Below are 21,308 nucleotides of genomic sequence, written 5' to 3'. Positions count from 1 at the left end.
GCCATTATACTGGCCATTGTTCACACTCGAGCAGAACAATGCCGGATCAAACCCCTAGCGCCCTGCAAAAGCCCCGTCGCCTCGCCGAGCAGTTGGTAGAACGCTTCGCCCAGCGCATGCGTGAAGGCACCCTCAAACGCGGCGACAAGTTGCCCACTGAAGCATCGATCATCCGGGCCGAAGGCGTCAGCCGCTCGGTGGTGCGCGAGGCACTGTCGCGCATGCAGGCTGCCGGGTTGGTTGAGACGCGCCATGGTGTCGGCACCTTCGTGCTCGATATGCCGGCGCCAGAAAGCTTCAACGTAGGCCCGGCCACCATTGGCCTGTTGTCAGATGTACTCGACTTGCTGGAGTTTCGCCTGAGCCTTGAGGTACAGGCCGCCGGCATGGCCGCCGAGCGCGCGACGCCGCAGGCGCTCGAAGAGCTCGCCCAGGCGCTGGAGGCGTTGATGCAGGGGCCGGAGAAGTCCGGCAGCACCACCAATGCCGATTTTCAGTTCCACCTGAAGATCGCCAAGGCGGCGGACAACCAGTACCTGATCGACATCATGAAGCACCTGGGCACCAAGATGATCCCGCGTACCCGCATGAACTCGGCCTACACCGGGCAAAGCAGCCGCAGCACTTACCTGGCGGGCATCAATGTGGAGCATCAGCAGATCTTCGATGCCATCGCCAGCCGCCAGGTAGATGCCGCACGCGCCGCGATGTACCTGCACCTGAGCAACAGCCGCATGCGCCTGCGCGAGGCGCAGCAGGTGCAGGCGTTCTACGGGGAGTAAGGCAGATCGGCCCATGGGGCTGCGCTGCAGCCCAATCGCAGGCTGGCGCCAGCTCCCACAGTGATCTGAGCCAGGCCTCAATATCGCGGCTGTGCACGGTCCCTGTGGGAGCTGGCGACAGCCTGCGATGAGGCCACAACAGGCTGGCGCATTTCACTCAGGGCTTGGGCGCAGGCTCTACATCGCTGAAGGCCAACCCCTGGCTATTGCTCACCTGCCATGGATTGGCGCCGGTAGTTTCGCTGAAGCGCAGGTTGTCGAAGCGTGAATCCTTCAAGCCCTCGATCTTCACCGGCGCCGGCCCACTGAAGCGTACCCGCTCGAACACCAGGCCCTGGTGGAAGGCATTTTGTTGGCTGTCACCCTTGACCTCGATTGCCGCCGTGCCTGCGTTTTCCACGCTGACGTCGCTGACGTTGATATCGCGGAACTGCCCCGCCACCGTCGAGCGCTTGTAATCGAGCTTGGCGTTGGGGTCGTTGTAGTCCAGGGTGAAGATGAACGCCTGCTTGACCGTGTTGCGGATCGCCGAATCGCGGAAGGTCACATGCCGTGCGCCGCCGCCCATGAAGTTGGTGCTTTTCATGCGCAGGCCGGCATCGGTGCCATCCGACACATTGTCCTCGGCCAGGATGTTCTGAATCCACGCCCCGGTGTGGCTGCCCGCAACCACCATGCCGTGGCCCTTGCGGAAGTAGTTGTTGAAGATCCACGCATCTTCCTGGGCTTTCTGATGCACCGCATCGGCGCCAGTGCCGGCGGCAAAGTTGACGCAGTCATCGCCGGTATCGAAGAAGTTGTTGAACACCATCGCGCCCCGGCTGTTGGCGAACTCGATGCCGTCACCGTTGTTGGCGTCGTAGGTCTTGTGGGTGGTGTTGGCCAGCACCACATTGCGCGTTTCCAGGTTCATGATGCCGTGGTACGCCGGGTTGAGCACGGTGAAGCCGCCGTAGAACACGTTGGTCACATCGCGCAGGGTAATCAACGACGAGCGCATCTGCCCATAGGCGTCCTTGACGTTCATGCCTTCGGCCACCGCCCGCTCGACCTGCGCCTTGGCCAGCACCCCATCGTGCATATAGCGGGTGTTGTCACTGGGCAGGTAGAACGGCAGTGGCTGGCCGCGCTCGTCGCGCACATCGGCGTTGCGCTTCCAGCCGTTGCCGTCGATGGTGCCCTTGCCGACGATACGGATATTCTCGAACGCCTGGTGCTTGCGTGGGTCACGGGGCAAGGCGTTGATCAGCGACGCCGGGCGTACGGTGGTGGAATACGGGTACTGGATATAACCGTCGCGCGGGTAGTCCTCGGCCCGTTCAGACCCAAGCAAGGTCGCGCCTTCGGCGATTTCCAGGGTCATGTTGCTCTTCAGGTACAGCGCCCCGCTTTTGTAGGTACCGGCCGGCAGCAACACCTTGCAGCCCACGCTGCAGGCATCGATGGCGCTTTGGATTGCGGCGGTGTCGAGGGTGCTGCCATCGCCCTTGGCGCCGTAGCGCTTCACATCGAACAGCGCCGGCACCGGGGTGGTGCGCTGAGCCACGGCCGCGCTTGGTGCAGACTCCTTGCCGTTACGGTCCACCGAACGCACGGTGAAGCGGTATTCGGTGTCGGGCTTCAGGCCTTGGGCGGTGTAGCTGTGGATGGCGATGCGGTGGTGGAAGTTGTGCACGTCCTGCTGGTAGAAGCGATCGATGTACGGCTTGGCCGGCGAGACCTCGCCGTTGTTGGTGTTGCTGCTGCCCAGCAACTTGCCATTGGCGTACACATGGTAGTCGACGATATCGGCGTGGTTGGCGGGCTTTTCCCACACCAGGATGATCTGCTGATCATCGTAGGCCAGAGTTGGCACCTGGACCTTGACCGGGGCTTGTACCGCCCACAGCGGCATACTGCAGGTCATGGCCAGGGTGGCGAGAAGTGTCGGGTTGCGCATGCAGGGTCTTCCTTGTTGTTGTTTTGAACCAATGCGTGGCGTCAGGCGCTCAGCCCTTGATGCTCAAGGTACTGACGGCGGTTGACGAAGGTTTCGCGGGGCATCTCCTGCACATCCACTGACAGCGCCTTGACCTCGGGCAGCAACGCCACCAGCGCCGCCACTACTGCCATGCCGAGGCTGCGGCACTGCTGCTCGGTGCGCCCGCCCAGCACATGCAGGGCGATGTGGACAAAATCATCATGGCCGGCGCCGCAGCGGTAATGGCTGAAGGTATTCAGGCGGGCCTTGATTTCGCCGGGCTGGAACAGACCGCTGGCGTCGATGGCGTCGTGCACGGTGCTCAGCAGCGTTTGTTCGCCTACCCGCTGGGCCAGGGTGGTGGGGCAATCGATGGTGCAGTGGGGCATGAGGGGTCCTTGGTGATCTGGGTTGGCCAAGCCCGCGCCCACTGATGCCATAGCAACGGTTGTGGGGGCAGGTTTACCGGCGATGGGTCAGGCGCGGGCGGCCATGGGCGTCTCGGCGCTGAAGTCACGGCTAGCTTGCACCAGCATGCGGGTGTATTCATGGCTGGCGAGGTCCTGGCTCAGCGCCTGGCTGTCCAGGCGCTCGACAATGCGCCCCTGCTGCATCACCGCCACTTTGTCACACAGGTGGCTGACCACGCCCAAGTCGTGGGTGACCATCAGGTAGGTGAGTTTCTCGCGCTGGCGCAGGTCAGCCAGCAGGTTGAGGATCTCGGCCTGGACCGACACATCCAGCGCCGAGGTGGGCTCGTCGAGCAACAACACCCGTGGCTGCAGAATCAGTGCGCGGGCAATCGCCACACGCTGGCGCTGCCCGCCTGACAACTGGTGCGGGTAGCGGTAGCGGAAGCTGTCATTGAGCCCGACCTTCAGCAGAATGTCGTTGATACGGTCATCGCGCTCGTCCAGGCCATGGATGATCAATGGCTCGCGCAGCGCGGTGTCGATGGTATGGCGTGGGTGCAGTGAGCCATACGGGTCCTGGAACACCATCTGCACCTTGCGAAAGTGCTCCTTGGGCAGCTTGTGCTGCAACGGCACCCCGCCGATGCTCAGCGCCCCGCTCCAGTGCCGATACTGCCCGGCCAGGCAGCGCAGCACCGTGGTCTTGCCCGAGCCGGACTCGCCGACCAGGCCGAACGATTCGCCGTCCTCGACACTCAGGTTGACGTCGTGCAACACCTGGTTGAGCCCGGCGCCAAGGCCAAAGCTCAGGTTCAATGCATGTGCTTGGATCATGGACATCTCGGTTACCTCAGCAGGTCAGCCACAGGGGGTCGCGTTGCAGCACCGGCAAGCGCGCGCGGCGGTTGTCCATGCTTGGCAAGGCGGCCAACAGGCCACGGGTATAGGGGTGTTCGGCGTATTGCAGGTCACAGGCAGCCAGCGACTCGACCACCCGCCCGGCATACATCACCAGCACCCGGTCGCAGTAGTTGCGCACCAGGTTCAGGTCGTGGCTGACGAAGATCAGCCCCATCTGCTGCTCGACCACCAACTCTTCAAGCACGCTGAGCACCTGCTGGCGCACTGACACATCCAGTGCCGACGTAGGCTCATCGGCAATGATCACCTCAGGGTTGGTGATCACCATCATGGCGATCATGATGCGCTGGCCCATGCCGCCGCTGACCTCGTGGGGATACAGGTTGTAGACCCGCTTGGGGTCGCGGATATGGACCTTTTCCAGCATCAGCAGCACCCGCTCACGGGCTTCGCTGCGGCTGGCCTTGTGGTGCGCCAGGTACGCCTCGGCGATCTGCTCGCCCACTTTTACCACCGGGTTAAGCGAATACTTAGGGTCTTGCATGATCATCGAGATGCGCTGGCCGCGAATCTTCTGCATGGCCCGTTCGCCGGCGCCGAGCAGGTCGACATCACCGAACTGCATGGCCTTGGCCGTAATCTGCGCGCTGGCCGGGTGCAGCTTGAGCAGGCTGCGCCCGACGGTGGACTTGCCCGAGCCCGACTCGCCGACGATGGCGAGTTTTTCCTGGCCCAGGCTGAACGACACATCGCGCACCGCGTGCATCACTTTCTTGCCGTTGACGAAGCGCACGTTGAGCGAATCGACATGGATCTTTGGCGTTGACATAGGGCCTCCGGTTATTCGCTACGCGGGTCGAGAATGTCCCGCAGGCCATCGCCCAGCAGGTTGAACGCCAGGCTCACCAGCATGATCGCAGCCCCGGGGACTGCCACCAGCCACCAGCACTCGAGCATGTAGCGCCGGCCGGTGGAGATCATCGCGCCCCACTCCGGCAGCGGTGCCTGCGCGCCGAGGCCGAGAAAGCCCAGGGCGGCGGCGGTGAGGATGATGCCGGCCATGTTCATGGTCAGGCGGATGATCACCGACGACAGGCACATCGGCACGATGTGGCGAAGGATGATGCGGCTCGACGATGCGCCTTGCAGCTCTACCGCCACGACAAAATCGGCCTTGCGCAGCGACAGGGTTTCGGCCCGCGCCAGGCGCGCGATTGGCGGCCAGGAGGTCAGCGCGATGGCCACCACGGCATGTTCCAGGCCAGGGCCAAGGGCCGCAATGAACGCCAGCGCCAGCACCAGGCTTGGGAACGAGATGAAGATGTCGGTGATGCGCATGAACACAGTGTCGATGACGCCGCCGAAATAGCCCGAGACGGTGCCGATGAACAGCCCGATGGGGCCGACGATGATGGTCACCAGGGCAATGATGTAAAGGGTGATGCGGGCGCCATAGACCAGCCGGCTGAAGATGTCGCGGCCATATTCGTCGGTGCCGAACCAGTGCGCAGCGCCCGGGGCTTGCAGCGCGTTGGCAAGGTTCTGCACCACCGGGTCGTGGGTGGCGATCCACGGCGCGAAGGCGGCGACCACGATCAGCAGCAGGGCCACCAGCAAACCGGCCAGGGTCATCGGGTTGCGCACCAGCAGGCGCAATACGCGCAGGCTGCTCTTGCCCAGCGCCTCAAGGCTTGAGCTGGGTGTATCCTGCGGCCGCTTGGCGGCAGTTTCGGTAGAAGACATGTTGGCAATCATCGGCATGTTCTCAAGGTGAAATCATGGCCACCGGGGTGCCCGCAGGCACCGCCGGTGGTGCTCAGCGCTGCTTGTAGACGCCCAGGTAACGGGTGGCCTCGGCGTCATCGCCGGTAAAGCCCTTGATGTCGACGGCACTCACCGCGGTGTCGGTCATCTGCGACACCACCATGATCGGCCCGACCTGCTTGTCGTACAGCTCCTGCGCCTGGTGATACAGCGCCAGGCGCTTGCCGGCGTCCCGTTCGACGCCGGCCTGGTCGATCAAGGTGTTGAGCTGTGGGCTGTAGAACGAGGCGCGCCAGCCCTGGAAGTTGGGCAACCCGGCGCTGTCGCTGTTGTCGGGGTTGTACACGAACGTGCGCAGACTGAAGTACGGGTGCGGATAGCGCTCGGCGCCGCGGGCAACGATCATGTCGAAGTTGCGTGCGCGCATGGCGCCGTACACCTGGTTACCGGTGCCGGTGATGATTTGCGCCTTGATGCCACCTTCGGCCAGGGTCGACTGCATGCGTGCGGCAATATCGATGAATGGCGGCTCGGACAGCGTGCGGATGGTGGTGGTGAAGCCCTGCGGATAGCCGGCTTCGGCCAGCAATGCCTTGGCCTTGGCGACATCCATCTTGTAGCCAGGGTCCGGCAGGCGCGCCTGGAGCCCAAGCTGCATCGGCTGCTGGTTGAGCTTGCCGTAGTGCGGCATGACCTGCTCGTCGAGGCCCTTGTAGTCGATCAGGTTGCGCACCGCTTCGCGGACTTTCTGGTTGGCGAACTCGGGCTGTTTCATGCTCATGGCCACGTAGTACATGGTGCCGCGTTGCAGCGCCTGCACCTGCAGCTTGTCCGAGCTTTCGATGGCCTTGATGTCGGGCGCCGCCATGCCGTAGGCAAGGTCCAGGTCGCCCCGTTCGAGCATCAGGCGCAGCGACTGCGACTCGGTCATGTGCCGCACCAGCACCCGCTTCATCTTGGCGGGGCCGGCCCAGTAGCCGTCGAAACGGGTCATCACCAGCGCATCGTTGGCGCTCCATTTGCTCAAGGTGAACGGGCCGCTGCCGGCTTCGTTGGTGACCAGCCACGCCGCCCCGAGGTCGCCGTTCTTCTCATGCTTGAGCACCTGTTGGCGGTCCACCACCACGGCGCTTGGCGATACCGCCAGCGAGTCGATCACCAGCAATGGGTCGGTCGGCTGCGGCAGCTCCACCACCAGGGTATGGGCGTCCACGACGCGGATCAGTTGCTGGATGTTTTCGCTGCTGTAGCCATAGGCCTTCCAGGTGGTGGCCAGGCCGTAGTTGAGTTTCATTACCCGGTACAGCGACCAGGCGACGTCTTCGGCGGTGAGCAAGTTGCCGGAGTGGAACTTGACGTCGGGGCGCAGGTAAAAGGTGATCTGCTTGCCGTCGTCGCTCACCGTCCAGCGCTCGGCCAGTTGCCCGAGGTGCTTGTCGGGGCTGCCGTTGTCGCGCTTGATCAGGGTGTCGTACAGGTTGGCATTGACCCCCGAGGCATCCAGGCCCGGCGCGTTGGCCGGGTCGATGGAGAACAGGTTGACCATGCTCATGCCGACGATCAGCTGATCGGCCGGGGTTTTCGCCTGCACGGCGGCCAGCGGGCCGAGCAGCAGCGCAGTGCCGAGCAAGGCGGTGCGCAGCGGCGGGAATATTGACTTCATGTGGGCATCCTTTTTTTATTATTCAGTGGGCGCCGCTTTGCGCCCCTTCACGGCACCAGGCCGATAGCATCAACGTTGACCGGTTAGCGTGGGAGCGGGCTTGCCCCGCGATGACTCCTGTCACCTTCACCACCGCTATCGCGGGGCAAGCCCGCTCCCACGCTATCCAGCTTCCTACAGGGCAACCCCGATCCGTCAGCGGGTTCTTGGGTCGAAGACCTTGTACAGGGCGTCGCTGATGAGGTTCAGCGCCACGAAGATCAGGCCGATCACCAGCACGCAGCCCATCACCGCGTTCATGTCGCCAAGCATCAGGCTGCTGGTCAGGTACTGGCCGAAGCCCGGCCAGGCAAAGACGGTTTCGATCAGCACCGCACCTTCGAGCAGCGAGCCGTAGGCCAGGGCGACCACAGTCAGCAACTGCACGAGGATGTTGCGAAACGCGTGGTTCCACACCACCTGGCGGCGCGACAGGCCCTTGACCCGTGCGGTGATGATGTATTCCTGGGACAGCTGTTCGAGCATGAAGCTGCGGGTCATGCGGCTGATGTAAGCCACCGAATTGAGGCCCAGAATCAGCGCCGGCAGCACGATATGGCGCAGCGCGCTGCTGAAGGCATCCCAATCGCGGGCAAGCGCAGTGTCGATCAGCAACAGGCCGGTGACCTCATCGACCATGCCGTCATAGGCAAGGTCGATGCGCCCTGCCCCGCCTGCCCAACCGAGCCAGGCGTAGAACACCAGAAGGCCCATCATGCCGACCCAGAAAATCGGCGTGGAGTAGCCAAACAAGGTGATGACCCGCGCCACATGGTCGCCAATTCGCCCCTGGTTACTGGCTGCGACCACACCCAGCGGCAGGCCGATCAGCACACCGAACAGAATCGCCAGGGTGGCCAGCTCGATGGTGGCCGGGAAGACTCGCCTGATGTCATCCAGCACCGGGTGGCCAGTCAGCAGCGCGTTGCCAAAATCGCCGTGCAGCAGGTCATTCAGGTACAGGCCGAACTGGGTCCAGATCGGCTTGTCCAGGCCCATGGCCCGGTACACCTGGTCGTAGGTGGAGCTATCGGCGTCGGGGCCGACCACAGCCAGCACCGGGTCCAGCGGCATCACCCGGCCAATGAAAAAGGTCAGCGCCAGCAGGCCAAGCAGGGTCACCATGACCGTGCCGGCCCTGCGGGCGGTACCTGACACGCGAGTACCCAGCACAGAGGCAGTCGAAGCAAACATAACGGGCTCCTGAAAAAGCGGTCACCGGGGTGCGGGGCGAGCCCCGACCCCTCAACGCGACTTGTAGACGTCTTTGTAACGCGTGGTGGCGGCGGTATGGCCCTGGTAGTCCTGCACGTCGTGGTACAGCACCACGGTGTCGGTCATCTGCGAAATCGGCAGAATCGCGCCCACCTGGGTGTCCAGGGTCTGCTGGATCTGCTGGTACTGGGCCATTTGACGGGCTTTGTCAGGCTCGACCTCAGCCTGCTCGATCAGGCTGTTCAGCTCCGGGCTGTAGAACGAGGTGCGCCAGCCCTGGAAGTTGCTCAGCTTGGCTTCGTCGCGGTTGTCCGGGTTGTACACCAGGGTGCGCAGGCTCGAATGCGGATGGCGCTCGGCCCCGCCGCCGCCACGCCCGACCAGCATGTCGAAGCTGCGTTCGCGCATGGCGCCGTAGATCTGGTTGCCGGTGCCAGTAACGATGGTGGCCTGGATGCCGGCCTGGGCCAGGGTCGATTGCAGGCTGGAGGCAATATTGATGAACGGCGGCTCTGTGAGCACCCGAATGGTGGTCTTGAAACCGTTCGGGTAGCCGGCCTCAGCCAGCAGTTTTTTCGCCTCGGCGACGTTCAGCGTGTAACCCGGGTCATCCAGGCGCGCCGGCAGGCCAAGCGGCAGCGGGCGCTGGTTAAGCTGGCCATAGTGCGGCATCACGGTTTGGTTGATGCCTTGATAGTCGATCAGCGAGCGCACGGCCTTGCGCACCCGCACATCGTCATAGGGCTTGTTCTTTACGCTCAGCGCCACGTAATACAAGGTGCCGCGCTGTACAGTCTGGGTGCGAACGTTGTCTGACTTCTCCAGCGCTTCGATATCGGGCGCCGACATGCCCTTGGCCAGGTCCAGGTCGCCGCGCTCGACCATCAGGCGCAGCGACTGCGACTCGGTCATGTTGCGCATGACAATGCGCTTGAGCTTGGCCGGGCCGCCCCAGTAGCCGTCGAAACGGTTCATCAGGATGACGTCGTTGGCGCGCCAGTCCTTGAGGATGAACGGCCCGCTGCCGGCGGCGTGGGTGGTCAGCCAGGCGCCGCCCATGTCATCGCCCTTCTGGTGCTGCTGCACCACTTTGCGGTCGAGGATGAACGCGCTGGGCGAGGTGGCCAGGGTGTTGAGCACCAGTTGCGGGTCGGTTGGGCGCGGCAGCTCGACCACGAAGGTGTGCTCGTCGACGGCGCGCAGGGTTTGCGCGGCGTTGCCTGCGGTGAAGCCGTAGGCTTTCCAGGTCGAAGCCAGGGCCAGGTTGAGCTTGAGCACACGCTGCAGCGACCAGGCGACGTCTTCGGCAGTCAGCGGGTTCCCGGACTGGAACTTGACGCCCTGGCGCAGCTTGAAGGTCAAGGTCTTGCGGTCGTCGCTGACCTGCCAGCTTTCGGCCAGCGCCGGCACCAGCTTGTCGGGCTGGCGCACATCCTGCACCAGCAGCATGTCGTAAAGGTTGGCGTTGACCTCCGAGACATCCAGCCCGGTAGCGGCAGCCGGGTCCAGGGACAACAGGTTGATCATGCTCATGCCGACGATCAGCTGGTCGGCCGGGGTTTTGGCGAATGCAGCAGAGACCGGGGCCAGCGCCAGCGATGCGGCCAGGACCCCCGCCCAGACTGTGGGAAGAACGCTCATGTGAGATAGCCTTTTTATAGTTATTGGACTCTCGGGCGGTGCGCGAACCCGCGCACCGCCATGACACGAATCAGAAGCTCTGCAGCGTATTGGTCTCGACGTAGTCGAAGTCGATGTCTTCACCCAGGCCCGGCAGGCTCGACAGGTGCACGAAACCGTCCTGGTCCATCGGGTCGACCAGGCGCTTGAGGTAGGCCGGCACCTCGTCGTAGTCGAGGAATGGGTGCAATAGGCCGCGCTCGTACCAAGTGCAGTTCTTGATGGCGCCGACCACGGCAAGGTTCGCCGCCCCGTTGCCGTGGATTTCGCAATCCATGCCGAATGATTCGGCCATGTGCGCAACCTTCAGGCACGGCGCGATACCCCCCACCCCGGCCACCCCGGCACGGAGGATATCGCAGACATCGTTCTTCACCCAGCTGGCCCGGCTCAGGTGCTTGCCACCCAGGCTTTCCGGGCCCAGCACCGGGATATCCAGCTGGCCGGCAAGCCAGGCGTAGCTCTCGGCGGAGTCTTCCATCATGGGTTCTTCGAACCAGGCGAAGTCGAGCTTTTCCAGGGCCCGGCCGATGGTCAGCGCTTCGGTGCGGCTGTACCAGTGGTAGCCGTCGATCATCAGTGCGATGTCCGGGCCAACCGCCTCGCGCACTGCGGCGCAGGCCTTGATATCCATGGCCACGCTTGGGGCGAACGACACCGGCGGCATCCAGGTGTGCAGCTTGATGGCTTTATAGCCGCGCTTGACCAGAGTTTCGGCGAAGCGGCCGTATTCCTCAGGGGTAGACAGCCCGCCCGGCAGCTCATCGCCGCACATGGTGGAACCATAGGCCGGCACCTTATCGCGGTAGCCGCCAATCAACTTGTGCACCGGCACGCCGAGCTTGCGCCCGGCCCAGTCCCACAGTGCCTGCTCCACCAGCGCCAGGGCGCGGTCGGTGAGCTGGCTGGCGCTGCCACGCTGCCAGTGCGCCAGGTCATGCCAGATTTTTTCGCGGTCGAAGGCGTTGGCGCCAACCAGTACCTTGCGCACGAAGTTGTCGAGGACATAGGGGCGGATCAGTTCGGGGGCGCCCAACGCGTAGCCTTCGTGGCCGCATTCGGTACGAATGCGCAGCAGCGCCATCTTGGCCTGGGTCACGTCGCCGGGGTGGGCATGGCCGGCGCTGTCTACGGCGCGGCGTGTGGGGTAGGAAAAAATCTGCACGTTTACAGCGGTGATGATCATGGACGTCTGTGCCTTCTTATTGGATTTGTGGCGAGGGAGTCACGCTCTGGGAAGGATCCTACGTCATCATACAACTTTTGAAAAGCACCTCTTTAAAACTGATTTAGAGGCCGTATTTTTGTGCTACACAGCGTTCGACACCCACAATCACCAGACCACACAGCACTCGAAATGCTTATTCTAGAGCCATCACTCCAAGTGATCAGACAACATTCAAAGAAATCGTAGACAGCCGCAAAGTCGTACGATAACTTATTCGAAAAATCACGGAGCGACCTCACCCACACCGACACCCTTCGCCACACGCCTCATAACGTCCTCAACAAAAACAAAAAAAGAAGATCGCATGAACAACACACTCCGCCGCCTCATTGCCGTCAGTACGCTCGGCCTGTCCTTCTACGCTTGCGCAGACTCGGCCAGCATCAACTACCGACACGGTTTTACCGAAGACGACAGCATTCACTCCGACCGCATCAAGCTCAATTACCGCAAGGATAATGGGCTGGGCTTTGCCGCCGAGATCAAATACAAGACTGCCGGCGACCGGGAAGACGTCGCGTACGACAACATTGTCAACAATGGCCATGAATTCACTGTGGACTACAACTACAAGTTGAGCCCCAAGTCGACGCTGACCCCCGCCTTCCAGATGGACAGCTCCAAGGATGCGACCACTTACAAGTTCGGCCTGAAGTACAACTACAAGATCAGCGACACCTGGTACGTCGCCACCCGCGTGCGCCACGACGCACGTAGCCTGGACCGCGACCAGATCGACCGCAGCAAAGATGACCGCGCCAAGGACAACCAGAACACTACGCGCCTGGAAGGCTGGCTCGGCTATACCCCCAAAGGCCCTTGGGCCTTCGAGTATCAGTACATCTACTTCGATACCGACTATATCCGCTACGACAACAAGAAAAGCGACTACGAGCAGAACTTGATCGTCAAGTACAAGCTCAACAAAGCATGGGCGCCGTTCATGGAAGTGGGGGATATCAAAGTCAACTCCACCACCGATGACCGCCAGGCTCGCTGGCGTATCGGGGTGCAGTACAACTTCATGTAAGCCACCGTCACCGGGCAACTTGAAACGTGCCCGGTGTTGTTCTTTCAATTAATGACAAGGTTTTACCGTGCCCCAGACTCCCACTGCAAAACCCTTCAACTGCCTGCTGCTGACTGGCGCTGCCGGCGGCCTTGGGCAAATTCTGCGTGAAGCGTTGCAGGCCCACGCCAATGTGGTGCGCGCCTCTGACATCAGCGCCATGGCGCCACCTGCCGGCGACCATGAACAAGTCATCAGCTGCAACCTGGCCGACAAGGCCGGCGTGCTGGCACTGGCAGAAGGCGTGGATGCCATCGTGCACCTGGGCGGGATCTCCACCGAGCGTGCGTTCGAAGAGATTCTGCAGGCCAATATCGTCGGCACTTTCCATATCTATGAAGCCGCGCGCAAACACGGCATCAAGCGCGTGGTCTTCGCAAGCTCCAACCACGTCACCGGGTTCTACCCGCAGGACGAACTGGTCGACGCCCACTCCCCGCGCCGCCCGGACTGCTACTACGGGCTGTCGAAGGCCTACGGCGAGGACCTGGCGACCTTCTATTACCACCGCTATGGCATCGAAACCGTGAGTTTGCGCATCGGCTCCTCGTTCCCCGCCCCGCGCAACCTGCGCATGTTGTCGACCTGGCTCAGCTATGCCGACCTCGCTCACCTGGTGGAGCGCGCCCTGCTGGCCGAAGACGTTGGCCACACCGTGGTCTATGGCGTGTCGGCCAACCGCGACCTGTGGTGGAGCAACCGCTACGCAGCCCACCTTGGCTTCAACCCACAGGACAGCTCGGAGCGTTTTCGCACACAGCTCGAGCAACAGCCCCAGGCTGCCGCCGACGACGCCACCGCCCGCCTGCAAGGCGGCGCCTTCACTGCTGCCGGCCCGTTCGGCGACTGACCACAAGGAGCACCCGATGAACGCCGAACTGATCATCAATGCCCGTAATGCCACGGGCGAGAGCCCGGTATGGCAGCCACAGGAAAACGCCCTGTACTGGGTCGACATCCCGGCCGGACGTCTGCATCGCTGGCAGTTGGACGGTCATTTCAGCTACTGGACTGCCGATGAAATGCTCGGCTGCATTGCGCGCAGCCCGGAGGGGCACTGGCTGGGAGCCCAGCAAAGCGGAATTTTCAAGCTCACGCCGCAAGCCGACGGGCGCCTGCACGCCGAAAAATGCGCCGCTGTCGAACACGCCCTGCCGGGTATGCGGTTCAATGACGGGCGTTGCGACCGGCAGGGGCGTTTCTGGGCCGGCACCCTGCAAACCAGCATGGGGGGTGAGCAAGCAGGTGCAATGTATCGCCATGAGCAAGGCCTGGATGGCGCCGTGCCAATGCTGCAGGCACAACTAACCGGGCTTACAGTCCCCAATGGACTGGCATTCAGCCCGGATGGCAGGACCATGTACCTGAGTGACTCGCACCCCAACGTGCAATTGATCTGGGCGTTCGACTATGACATCGACAGCGGCACCCCGCACAATCGCCGGGTGTTCGTCGATATGAACGCGCACCCCGGCCGGCCGGACGGGGCGGCAGTGGATGCCGAGGGCTGTTACTGGATCTGCGCCATCGACTCGGGCCAGGTGCTGCGCTTTACCCCCGAGGGGAAGCTGGACCGGACGCTGGAATTGCCGGTGAAGAAGCCAACCATGTGTGCGTTTGGTGGGCCGCAGCTCGATACGCTGTTTGTGACCTCGATTCGCCCTCAAGGGGTGGATCTGCGGGATCAGCCATTGGCAGGCGGGGTGTTTGCATTGAACCCTGGTGTCAAAGGGCTGCCGGAGCCGATGGTACGGGGCTGAAACCCCCAGCGACGCGGTGTAGGAGCGGCCTTGTGTCGCGAAAGGGCTGCGTAGCAGCCCCAAGATCTCACCCTCACGCACAATCACCGGGGCTGCTGCGCAGCCCTTTCGCGACACAAGGCCGCTCCTACACCCTGACCGCGTGCGCAGCGGGCAGAATCAAAATCTATACAAAAACCATCCCCTGTATAGCTTTCCGGTAAGCCGTGCGCTATACCTGTACAACAATCAAGCGTTGTACAGGCCTAAAGCATGTCCACCTACCTGCAAACCTTCGCCGAACGCTTCGCCACCCTCGACGCGAATAACCTCGACCGGCTGGCCGAGCTATACAGCAACGACATCACCTTCCGCGACCCACTGCACCGGCTCAGCGGCCTCCCTGCCCTGCACCAATATTTCGCCGAGCTTTACGCCAACGCCCGCGATATCAGCTACCAGTTCGAAGGCGCTGACGAAATCGCCCCCGGCCACGGCTACCTGCGCTGGACCTTGCAGTTTAGCCACCCGCGGCTGAACAGCGGACGCGCGATCAGCGTGCAAGGCTGCAGCCACCTGCAGTGGCGCGAGCGCGTGCACTTTCACCAGGACTACTACGACGCCGGCGCCTTGCTGTACGAGCATGTGCCAGTGATGGGCAGCGCCATTCGCTGGCTCAAAGGCAGGCTGGCATGAGCCGCTGCTGGCTGACCGGCGCCAGTAGCGGTATCGGCGCGGCACTGGCGCTCCTGCTGCTGGAACAGGGCCATCACGTCGCACTCAGCGCACGCCGGGCCAAGCCGCTGCTGGACCTGGCCGCACGCTATCCGGAGCAGGTGCTGCTGGCCGTCGGCGATATCGATGACCCGCAGCAAGTCGCCGCCATCACCGAGCATATTCGAGAGCAATGGGGCGCGCTGGACCTGGTGGTGCTCAATGCCGGCACCTGCGAATACTTCGAACCCGGCCAGCTCGATACCGCGCTGCTGGAGCGGGTGCTGCGCACCAACCTGTTCGGCGCCAGCCACTGCATCGCCGCCGCCCTGCCGCTGTTGCGGGCAGGCCAGCGGCCGCACTTGGCGGTCACCAGCAGTTCGGTGACCTGGCTCGCGCTGCAACGCGCCGGCGCCTACGGTGCGTCCAAGGCGGCGCTGCGCTATCTGCTGGAGTCGCTGCGCATCGACCTGATCAAGGAGGGCATCGACGTCACCCTGATCAACCCAGGCTTCGTCGATACGCCACTGACACAGCGCAACGACTTCGCCATGCCGCAACTGTGGAGCGCCGAGCGCGCCGCCCGGCACATCGCCGCGCGCCTGCAGCGGCGACCGCTGGAAATCAACTTCCCGGCCCTGTTCACCTTGGTATTGCGCCTGCTTGGCGCGCTGCCGGGGCGCTGGCGGCTGAAACTGGGCCAGCGTCTGGCCCGCAATTCCCAGGAATAAACCATGCGTATCGCCATTATCGGCAGCGGCATCGCCGGCCTGACCTGCGCTCACCTGCTGTCACGTAAGCATGAAGTCACTGTGTTCGAGGCCGACGCGCGCATCGGCGGCCACACCCACACCGTCAAGGTGCAGGTGCGCGGCCAGGCCTATGCGGTCGACACCGGTTTCATCGTCTACAACGACTGGACCTACCCGAACTTCATTCGCCTGCTCGACCAGCTCAAGGTGCCTACGCGACCAACCGAAATGAGCTTTTCGGTGCACGACCCGCGCAGCGGCCTGGAATACAACGGCCACAACCTCGACACCCTGTTCGCCCAGCGCAGCAACCTGCTCAGCCCGGCGTTCTGGGGCATGCTGCGCGACATCCTGCGTTTCAACCGCCAGGTGATCGAAGACCTCGACAACCAACGCATCAGCCCTGACGCAACCCTTGGCAGCTACCTGCTGGCGCAGGGTTACGGCAAGCGCTTCATCGACCACTACATCCTGCCCATGGGCGCGGCGATCTGGTCCATGGCGCCGCTCGGCATGCTCGGTTTCCCATTGCAGTTCTTCGTGCGGTTCTGCCGTAACCACGGCTTGTTGTCGGTCAACCAACGCCCGCAATGGCGGGTGATCGAGGGCGGTTCGAGCAGCTACATCGAGCCGCTGTGCAAGCCTTTTGCAGAGCGCATCCGCCTGTCATGCCCGGTGCGCCGAGTAAGCCGTGATGAAGGCGGCGTCACCCTCGACAGCGCCGCAGGCAGCGAACGTTTCGACAGCGTGGTGTTCGCCTGCCACAGCGACCAGGCGCTGGCTTTGCTGGAGGCGCCCAGCGCCCAGGAGCGTGGGGTGCTCGGCGCACTGCAGTACGCCGCCAACGATGTGGTGCTACACACCGATACACGCTTGCTGCCAAAGCGGCGCAAGGCCTGGGCCAGCTGGAACTACCGCCTGGGCGGCAGCGATGAAGCACCCGCCGCGCTGACCTACAACATGAACATCCTGCAAGGCATCGAGGCGCCGGTGACCTTCTGCGTCAGCCTCAACCAGACCGCGCAGATAGACCCGGCGCAAATCCTCGCCCGCTTCGAATACGCACACCCCCAGTACAGCTTGCCGGCCCTCGCCGCCCAGGCCCGCCACGCCGAGTTGCAAGGCCAGCAACACAGCTACTACTGCGGCGCTTACTGGGGCAATGGTTTCCATGAAGACGGCGTGCTTAGTGCCCTGCAAGTGGCCGAGCATTTTGGGGAACAGCTGTGAACAGCAGCCTGTGCCACGGCTGGGTCAGCCATCAACGCCTGACACCACGCCCCCACGCCTTCCGTTACCGCACCGCCATGCTGTACCTGCACCTGGACGAGTGGCCGGCGCTGTTGCGCCTGTCACGCTGGCTGGGGCGCTCGCGCTGGGCGCCGATGAGCCTGCGTGAACGCGACTACCTGCCAGCCCTGACTGGCAGCGGCACAAGCCTGGCCGACGCCGCGCGGCAACTGGTGGCCGAGGCCACCGGGCAAGCCTGCGAAGGCGCCGTGCACCTGCTGACCCAGCCGCGCTGTTGGGGCTTGTCGTTCAACCCGGTGAGCTTCTACTTCTGCCACGACCTGCACGGCCAGCTTTCGGCGATTCTGCTGGAGGTGCGCAACACGCCGTGGCGCGAGCGTTTTCACTATGTGCTGCCGGTGCAGGGCAACCTGGACCAGCCGTTCGCCATGGCCAAGGCGTTCCACGTTTCGCCGTTTCTGCCTGTGGACATGCAGTACCGCCTGCGCTTCGCCCTCGAAGGGCCGCACGTGCGCATCCAGATGCAGAACTGGCGCGACGGCGCGAAGGTGTTCCAGGCCGACCTGGCACTGCAACGCCAGCCGCTGGACCGCACGGCACTACACAGGCATGTGCTGGCATTTCCCTGGGCCAGCCTGCGCACCGTTTCGGCCATTTACTGGCAGGCCCTGCGCCTGCTGCTCAAACGCACTCCCGTGCACGACCACACCCCGACCCAGGGCAACCTGGCGCTGGGCCACCCCGCAAACGAGGAACTCGACAATGCCCAACAACACCCTGAGCGTTAGCAAGTCGGCAGGCCTGAGCCCGTTGCTCGGCGGGCTGGGCCGAAGCGCCGTCATCGCTCAGCTCAAACGCTTGCGCCATGGCCACCTGCGCCTGCTTTGCCAGGGCGAAACCCTGAGCTTCGGCGACGCCGCAAGCCCACTGCAAGCCGAGGTGCAGGTGCTGGACGACGCGCTGTGGGGGCTGGTGGCCAGCAACGGCTCCATCGGGGCCGGCGAGGCGTATATCCACGGCTACTGGCACAGCCCGGACCTGGGCGCGGTGACCCGGCTGTTCGTCGCCAACCTCGATGTGCTCGATGCCATGGAAGGCGGCCTGGCCCGCCTGGGGCGCCCGGCGCTGCGCCTGCTGCACGGGTTCAACCGCAACAGCCAGCGTGGCTCGCGGCGCAATATCCTTGCCCATTACGACCTGGGCAACGCGCTGTTCGAGCGCCTGCTCGACCCGACCATGATGTACTCGGCAGCGCAGTTCGAAAGCGCCGAGCAAAGCCTTGAACACGCGCAACTGAACAAGCTGCAGCGCATCTGCGAAAAGCTTGAACTCAAGCCCGAGGACCACCTGATAGAAATCGGCACCGGCTGGGGCAGCCTGGCCATCCATGCCGCCAGCCAATTCGGCTGCCGGGTGACCACCACGACGCTTTCGCAGGCGCAGTACACGCACACCTTGGCGCGGGTCAAGGCGCTGGGCCTTGAGCAGCGCATCACCGTGCTGTGCGAGGACTACCGCAATTTGCAGGGGCGCTTCGACAAGCTGGTGTCGATCGAGATGATCGAGGCCGTTGGCCACCGCTACCTGCCCACCTACTTCCGCCAATGTGCGGCGTTGCTCAAGGCTGACGGGCTGATGCTGATCCAGGCCATCACCATCCGCGATCAGCGCTATGCCCAGGCGCGTCGCTCGGTGGACTTCATCCAGCGCTACATCTTCCCAGGCGGCGCCCTACCCTCGCTGAGCGTGCTGCTGGACACCGCCAGCCGCCAGACCGAGCTGAACCTGGTGCACCTGGAAGACTTCGGCCAGGACTACGCGCGCACCCTGCGCCATTGGCGCGACAACCTGCGCACGGCGCGCACGGCGCTGACCGAGCTTGGCTACGACGACAGCTTCCAGCGGCTGTGGGAGTTCTACCTGTGTTATTGCCAGGGCGGTTTTGAAGAGCGTGCCATCGGCGTTGCGCAGTTACTGTGGGCCGCGCCACACGCTCGCCGCGCTGCGCTGCCGGGTGCATAAGCGTGGGCCGGGCATGGCTGGTCGGCAATGCGCTGTGGCTGCAAGCCGGCTGGTGGGCCTGCGTGCTCGGGGCGCGTACACCGGCCTGGTTGCTGGTGATTCCTGTCGGCCTGGCACTGCACCTGTGGCTGTGCCCGACCCCCCGCGAAGAGGTGTGGGCGCTGCTACGCGTGGCGTTGCTGGGGTGTATTGCCGATAGCCTGCTCGGGCTGCTGGGGGTGTTCGTATTCGAGGCCTGGCCGCTGCCGCTGTGGCTGGCATTGATGTGGCTGGTGCTTGCCTGCGGCATGCGCCACAGCCTGGCCTGGGCCGGCCGCGTGCCGTGGTGCGGCGCGCTGGCGGGGTTGGTGGGTGGGCCATTGGCCTACCTGGCCGGCGCGCGCCTGGCAGGGGTTGAGTTGCCGCTGGGGGCGATGGGCACCGGCTTGCTGCTGGCGCCTTTGTGGGCGCTGGGGTTGCCTTGGCTGGCGAAGGTGGGGTCTGGTCGCGAATGTGGGAGCGGTCTTGCCCCGCGATAGCATCACTCTGGCTGCTGGCCGAATCGCGGGGCAAGCCCGCTCCCACAGTTCTTTCTGGCCCCGAGTGATTTCGCATGGACCAACCCACCCCCCAGCCGGCCTACGTGTTGCACAGCCGCGCCTACAAGGAAACCAGCGCGCTGGTGGACTTGCTCACCCCCCAGGGGCGGGTACGGGCGGTGCTGCGCCGGGCGCGGGGCAAGGGCGGTAGCCTGGTGCGCCCATTCGTGCCGCTTGAGGTTGAGCTGCGCGGGCGAGGGGAGCTGAAGAACGTCGGCCGTATGGACAGCAGCGGTATCGCCGCCTGGCTGCATGGCGATGCACTATTCAGCGGGTTGTACCTCAATGAGTTGCTGATGCGCCTGCTGCCAGCGGAGGCGCCGTACCCGGCGCTGTTCGAGCATTACACCCTGACCTTGCAGGCCCTGGCTGCCGGTCGCCCGTTGGAGCCGCTGCTGCGTGCGTTCGAATGGCGGCTGCTGGACGAGTTGGGCTACGCCTTTGCCCTGCACCATGACGTCAATGATGCCCCGGTGGTTGCCGATGGCCTGTACCGGTTGCTGGTCGATGCCGGGCTTGAGCGGGTCGAGCTGTTTCAGCCCGGGTTGTTCAAGGGCACCGAGCTGCTGGCATTGGCTGACGCGGACTGGGCCGCCCCCGGTGCATTGCTTGCGGCCAAGCGCCTGATGCGCCAGGCGCTGGCGGTGCACCTGGGGCCCAAGCCGCTGGTCAGCCGGGAACTGTTTCGCAAGCGCTGATCACGACGTATGCTGTGTGGCTCAACTATCAGGAGAGCCTTTCGTGACTCACAGCAACCGCATGCTTCTTGGCGTCAACATCGACCACGTGGCCACCCTGCGCCAGGCACGCGGCACGCGTTACCCTGATCCGGTCAAGGCTGCGCTGGACGCCGAAGAGGCGGGCGCCGACGGCATTACCGTGCACCTGCGTGAAGACCGCCGGCATATTCAGGAACGTGATGTACTGCTGCTCAAGGACGTGTTGCAAACGCGCATGAACTTCGAGATGGGCGTCACCGAAGAGATGATGGCCTTCGCCGAAAAGGTCCGCCCTGCGCACATCTGCCTGGTGCCGGAAACCCGCCAGGAGCTGACCACCGAAGGTGGCCTGGACGTGGCTGGCCAAGAGGCGCGTATCAAGGCTGCCGTCGAGCGTCTGGCGCGCACCGGCGCCGAAGTGTCGCTGTTCATCGATGCTGACGAGCGCCAGATCGAAGCCTCGCGCCGCGTGGGTGCGCCGGCTATCGAGCTGCACACCGGGCGTTACGCGGATGCCGAAACGCCAGCCGAGGTGGCAGAAGAGCTGCAGCGCATCAAGGATGGCGTCGCCTTTGGCGTCGGCCAGGGCCTGATCGTGAACGCCGGCCATGGCCTGCACTACCACAACGTCGAGGCGGTGGCGGCAATCAAAGGCATCAATGAGCTGAACATCGGCCACGCCTTGGTGGCGCATGCCTTGTTTGTCGGCTTCAAGGCGGCAGTCGCCGAAATGAAAGCCCTGATCATCGCCGCTTCGCGCTGATCACCTCGTGCTGGTTCGGCACTCCGAGCCAGCTCGCCCCTACGCCCGGTTGGGCACTGTTTCGCGCAAGCCTGTGCTGGCCTCATCGCAGGCTGG

21 protein-coding genes are annotated in these 21,308 nt (G+C 63.8%); 12 read left to right on the top strand and 9 right to left on the bottom strand.

From position 1 onward, the window contains the following. Positions 1-38: 38 nt before the first annotated feature. Entirely contained in the window at positions 39-782 is a 744-nt protein-coding gene (locus HU719_RS19930) for a FadR/GntR family transcriptional regulator (RefSeq protein ID WP_186536583.1), read from the top strand. 157 nt (positions 783-939) lie between these two features. Here HU719_RS19930 and HU719_RS19925 read toward each other — a convergent pair whose 3' ends face one another. From HU719_RS19925 to HU719_RS19885, 9 genes are all read right to left on the bottom strand, one after another. After that, on the bottom strand, positions 940-2,721 hold the full coding sequence (locus HU719_RS19925) for a glycosyl hydrolase family 28 protein (RefSeq protein WP_186536582.1): 1,782 nt from the start codon (positions 2,719-2,721) through the stop codon (positions 940-942). Between the two features lie 41 nt (positions 2,722-2,762). After that, a complete protein-coding gene (locus HU719_RS19920) occupies positions 2,763-3,131 on the bottom strand; it encodes a 5-carboxymethyl-2-hydroxymuconate Delta-isomerase (protein ID WP_186536581.1) in 369 nt (122 codons plus the stop codon). An 87-nt stretch (positions 3,132-3,218) separates the two neighbouring features. After that, on the bottom strand, positions 3,219-3,995 hold the full coding sequence (locus HU719_RS19915) for an ABC transporter ATP-binding protein (RefSeq protein ID WP_186536580.1): 777 nt from the start codon (positions 3,993-3,995) through the stop codon (positions 3,219-3,221). Between the two features lie 10 nt (positions 3,996-4,005). After that, the gene (locus tag HU719_RS19910) at positions 4,006-4,845 is read right to left on the bottom strand and encodes an ABC transporter ATP-binding protein (RefSeq protein WP_186520717.1); all 840 of its coding nucleotides are present in this window, start codon (positions 4,843-4,845) and stop codon (positions 4,006-4,008) included. 11 nt (positions 4,846-4,856) lie between these two features. Then, complete coding sequence (locus HU719_RS19905; RefSeq protein ID WP_186520716.1) at positions 4,857-5,771, bottom strand: ABC transporter permease; 915 nt, start codon at positions 5,769-5,771, stop codon at positions 4,857-4,859. A 61-nt stretch (positions 5,772-5,832) separates the two neighbouring features. Continuing rightward, complete coding sequence (locus tag HU719_RS19900; protein ID WP_186536579.1) at positions 5,833-7,443, bottom strand: ABC transporter substrate-binding protein; 1,611 nt, start codon at positions 7,441-7,443, stop codon at positions 5,833-5,835. A 195-nt stretch (positions 7,444-7,638) separates the two neighbouring features. Further along, positions 7,639-8,676 (bottom strand): ABC transporter permease, encoded by a 1,038-nt coding sequence (locus HU719_RS19895; RefSeq protein ID WP_186520714.1) that lies wholly within the window; start codon positions 8,674-8,676, stop codon positions 7,639-7,641. Between the two features lie 51 nt (positions 8,677-8,727). After that, positions 8,728-10,338, bottom strand: coding sequence for an ABC transporter substrate-binding protein (locus HU719_RS19890; protein WP_186536578.1), 1,611 nt, complete (start codon positions 10,336-10,338; stop codon positions 8,728-8,730). A gap of 70 nt (positions 10,339-10,408) precedes the next feature. After that, positions 10,409-11,563 carry a mandelate racemase family protein gene (locus tag HU719_RS19885; RefSeq protein WP_186536577.1) on the bottom strand — a complete coding sequence of 385 codons (1,155 nt, stop codon included), beginning with the start codon at positions 11,561-11,563 and terminating at the stop codon, positions 10,409-10,411. 346 nt (positions 11,564-11,909) lie between these two features. Here HU719_RS19885 and HU719_RS19880 point away from each other — a divergent pair, with 346 nt between their 5' ends. The 11 genes from HU719_RS19880 (at position 11,910) to pdxJ (ending at position 21,212) form a co-directional block, all read left to right on the top strand. Then, on the top strand, positions 11,910-12,635 hold the full coding sequence (locus tag HU719_RS19880) for an oligogalacturonate-specific porin KdgM family protein (protein ID WP_186520711.1): 726 nt from the start codon (positions 11,910-11,912) through the stop codon (positions 12,633-12,635). Between the two features lie 67 nt (positions 12,636-12,702). Continuing rightward, positions 12,703-13,524 (top strand): NAD-dependent epimerase/dehydratase family protein, encoded by an 822-nt coding sequence (locus HU719_RS19875; protein ID WP_186520710.1) that lies wholly within the window; start codon positions 12,703-12,705, stop codon positions 13,522-13,524. A 16-nt stretch (positions 13,525-13,540) separates the two neighbouring features. Further along, positions 13,541-14,434, top strand: a complete 894-nt coding sequence (locus tag HU719_RS19870; protein ID WP_186536576.1) for an SMP-30/gluconolactonase/LRE family protein — start codon at positions 13,541-13,543, stop codon at positions 14,432-14,434. A gap of 252 nt (positions 14,435-14,686) precedes the next feature. Further along, positions 14,687-15,109, top strand: a complete 423-nt coding sequence (locus HU719_RS19865) for a nuclear transport factor 2 family protein (RefSeq protein WP_186536575.1) — start codon at positions 14,687-14,689, stop codon at positions 15,107-15,109. Next, positions 15,106-15,858: an SDR family NAD(P)-dependent oxidoreductase gene (locus HU719_RS19860; RefSeq protein ID WP_186536574.1), complete on the top strand. Its 753-nt coding sequence runs from the start codon at positions 15,106-15,108 to the stop codon at positions 15,856-15,858. The genes HU719_RS19865 and HU719_RS19860 overlap by 4 nt, the downstream gene beginning before the upstream one ends. Positions 15,859-15,861: 3 nt before the next feature. Then, positions 15,862-17,109 (top strand): NAD(P)/FAD-dependent oxidoreductase, encoded by a 1,248-nt coding sequence (locus HU719_RS19855; protein WP_186520706.1) that lies wholly within the window; start codon positions 15,862-15,864, stop codon positions 17,107-17,109. Further along, positions 17,106-17,918, top strand: a complete 813-nt coding sequence (locus tag HU719_RS19850; RefSeq protein WP_186536573.1) for a DUF1365 domain-containing protein — start codon at positions 17,106-17,108, stop codon at positions 17,916-17,918. Before HU719_RS19855 ends, HU719_RS19850 begins: the two co-directional genes overlap by 4 nt. Further along, on the top strand, positions 17,893-19,152 hold the full coding sequence (locus tag HU719_RS19845; RefSeq protein ID WP_186536572.1) for an SAM-dependent methyltransferase: 1,260 nt from the start codon (positions 17,893-17,895) through the stop codon (positions 19,150-19,152). The genes HU719_RS19850 and HU719_RS19845 overlap by 26 nt, the downstream gene beginning before the upstream one ends. Positions 19,153-19,154: 2 nt before the next feature. Then, complete coding sequence (locus HU719_RS19840) at positions 19,155-19,670, top strand: DUF2878 domain-containing protein (RefSeq protein WP_186536571.1); 516 nt, start codon at positions 19,155-19,157, stop codon at positions 19,668-19,670. A gap of 74 nt (positions 19,671-19,744) precedes the next feature. Further along, positions 19,745-20,428, top strand: a complete 684-nt coding sequence (gene recO, locus HU719_RS19835; RefSeq protein ID WP_186520742.1) for a DNA repair protein RecO — start codon at positions 19,745-19,747, stop codon at positions 20,426-20,428. A 61-nt stretch (positions 20,429-20,489) separates the two neighbouring features. Beyond that, on the top strand, positions 20,490-21,212 hold the full coding sequence (gene pdxJ / locus HU719_RS19830) for a pyridoxine 5'-phosphate synthase (RefSeq protein ID WP_189659857.1): 723 nt from the start codon (positions 20,490-20,492) through the stop codon (positions 21,210-21,212). Positions 21,213-21,308: the final 96 nt, after the last annotated feature.

Origin of the sequence: Pseudomonas farsensis (assembly GCF_014268805.2) — a bacterium.
Lineage (GTDB): Bacteria > Pseudomonadota > Gammaproteobacteria > Pseudomonadales > Pseudomonadaceae > Aquipseudomonas > Aquipseudomonas farsensis.
This window is presented reverse-complemented; position numbering and strand designations above follow the sequence as displayed.

Excerpts from the sequence above, each read along its gene's own strand:
- HU719_RS19930 (WP_186536583.1), top strand. The coding sequence starts at position 39 with ATGCCGGATCAAACCCCTAGCGCCCTGCAAAAGCCCCGTCGCCTCGCC.
- HU719_RS19925 (WP_186536582.1), bottom strand. The coding sequence starts at position 2,721 with ATGCGCAACCCGACACTTCTCGCCACCCTGGCCATGACCTGCAGTATG.
- HU719_RS19920 (WP_186536581.1), bottom strand. The coding sequence starts at position 3,131 with ATGCCCCACTGCACCATCGATTGCCCCACCACCCTGGCCCAGCGGGTA.
- HU719_RS19915 (WP_186536580.1), bottom strand. The coding sequence starts at position 3,995 with ATGTCCATGATCCAAGCACATGCATTGAACCTGAGCTTTGGCCTTGGC.
- HU719_RS19910 (WP_186520717.1), bottom strand. The coding sequence starts at position 4,845 with ATGTCAACGCCAAAGATCCATGTCGATTCGCTCAACGTGCGCTTCGTC.
- HU719_RS19905 (WP_186520716.1), bottom strand. The coding sequence starts at position 5,771 with ATGATTGCCAACATGTCTTCTACCGAAACTGCCGCCAAGCGGCCGCAG.
- HU719_RS19900 (WP_186536579.1), bottom strand. The coding sequence starts at position 7,443 with ATGAAGTCAATATTCCCGCCGCTGCGCACCGCCTTGCTCGGCACTGCG.
- HU719_RS19895 (WP_186520714.1), bottom strand. The coding sequence starts at position 8,676 with ATGTTTGCTTCGACTGCCTCTGTGCTGGGTACTCGCGTGTCAGGTACC.
- HU719_RS19890 (WP_186536578.1), bottom strand. The coding sequence starts at position 10,338 with ATGAGCGTTCTTCCCACAGTCTGGGCGGGGGTCCTGGCCGCATCGCTG.
- HU719_RS19885 (WP_186536577.1), bottom strand. The coding sequence starts at position 11,563 with ATGATCATCACCGCTGTAAACGTGCAGATTTTTTCCTACCCCACACGC.
- HU719_RS19880 (WP_186520711.1), top strand. The coding sequence starts at position 11,910 with ATGAACAACACACTCCGCCGCCTCATTGCCGTCAGTACGCTCGGCCTG.
- HU719_RS19870 (WP_186536576.1), top strand. The coding sequence starts at position 13,541 with ATGAACGCCGAACTGATCATCAATGCCCGTAATGCCACGGGCGAGAGC.
- HU719_RS19865 (WP_186536575.1), top strand. The coding sequence starts at position 14,687 with ATGTCCACCTACCTGCAAACCTTCGCCGAACGCTTCGCCACCCTCGAC.
- HU719_RS19860 (WP_186536574.1), top strand. The coding sequence starts at position 15,106 with ATGAGCCGCTGCTGGCTGACCGGCGCCAGTAGCGGTATCGGCGCGGCA.
- HU719_RS19855 (WP_186520706.1), top strand. The coding sequence starts at position 15,862 with ATGCGTATCGCCATTATCGGCAGCGGCATCGCCGGCCTGACCTGCGCT.
- HU719_RS19845 (WP_186536572.1), top strand. The coding sequence starts at position 17,893 with ATGCCCAACAACACCCTGAGCGTTAGCAAGTCGGCAGGCCTGAGCCCG.
- recO (WP_186520742.1), top strand. The coding sequence starts at position 19,745 with ATGGACCAACCCACCCCCCAGCCGGCCTACGTGTTGCACAGCCGCGCC.
- pdxJ (WP_189659857.1), top strand. The coding sequence starts at position 20,490 with ATGCTTCTTGGCGTCAACATCGACCACGTGGCCACCCTGCGCCAGGCA.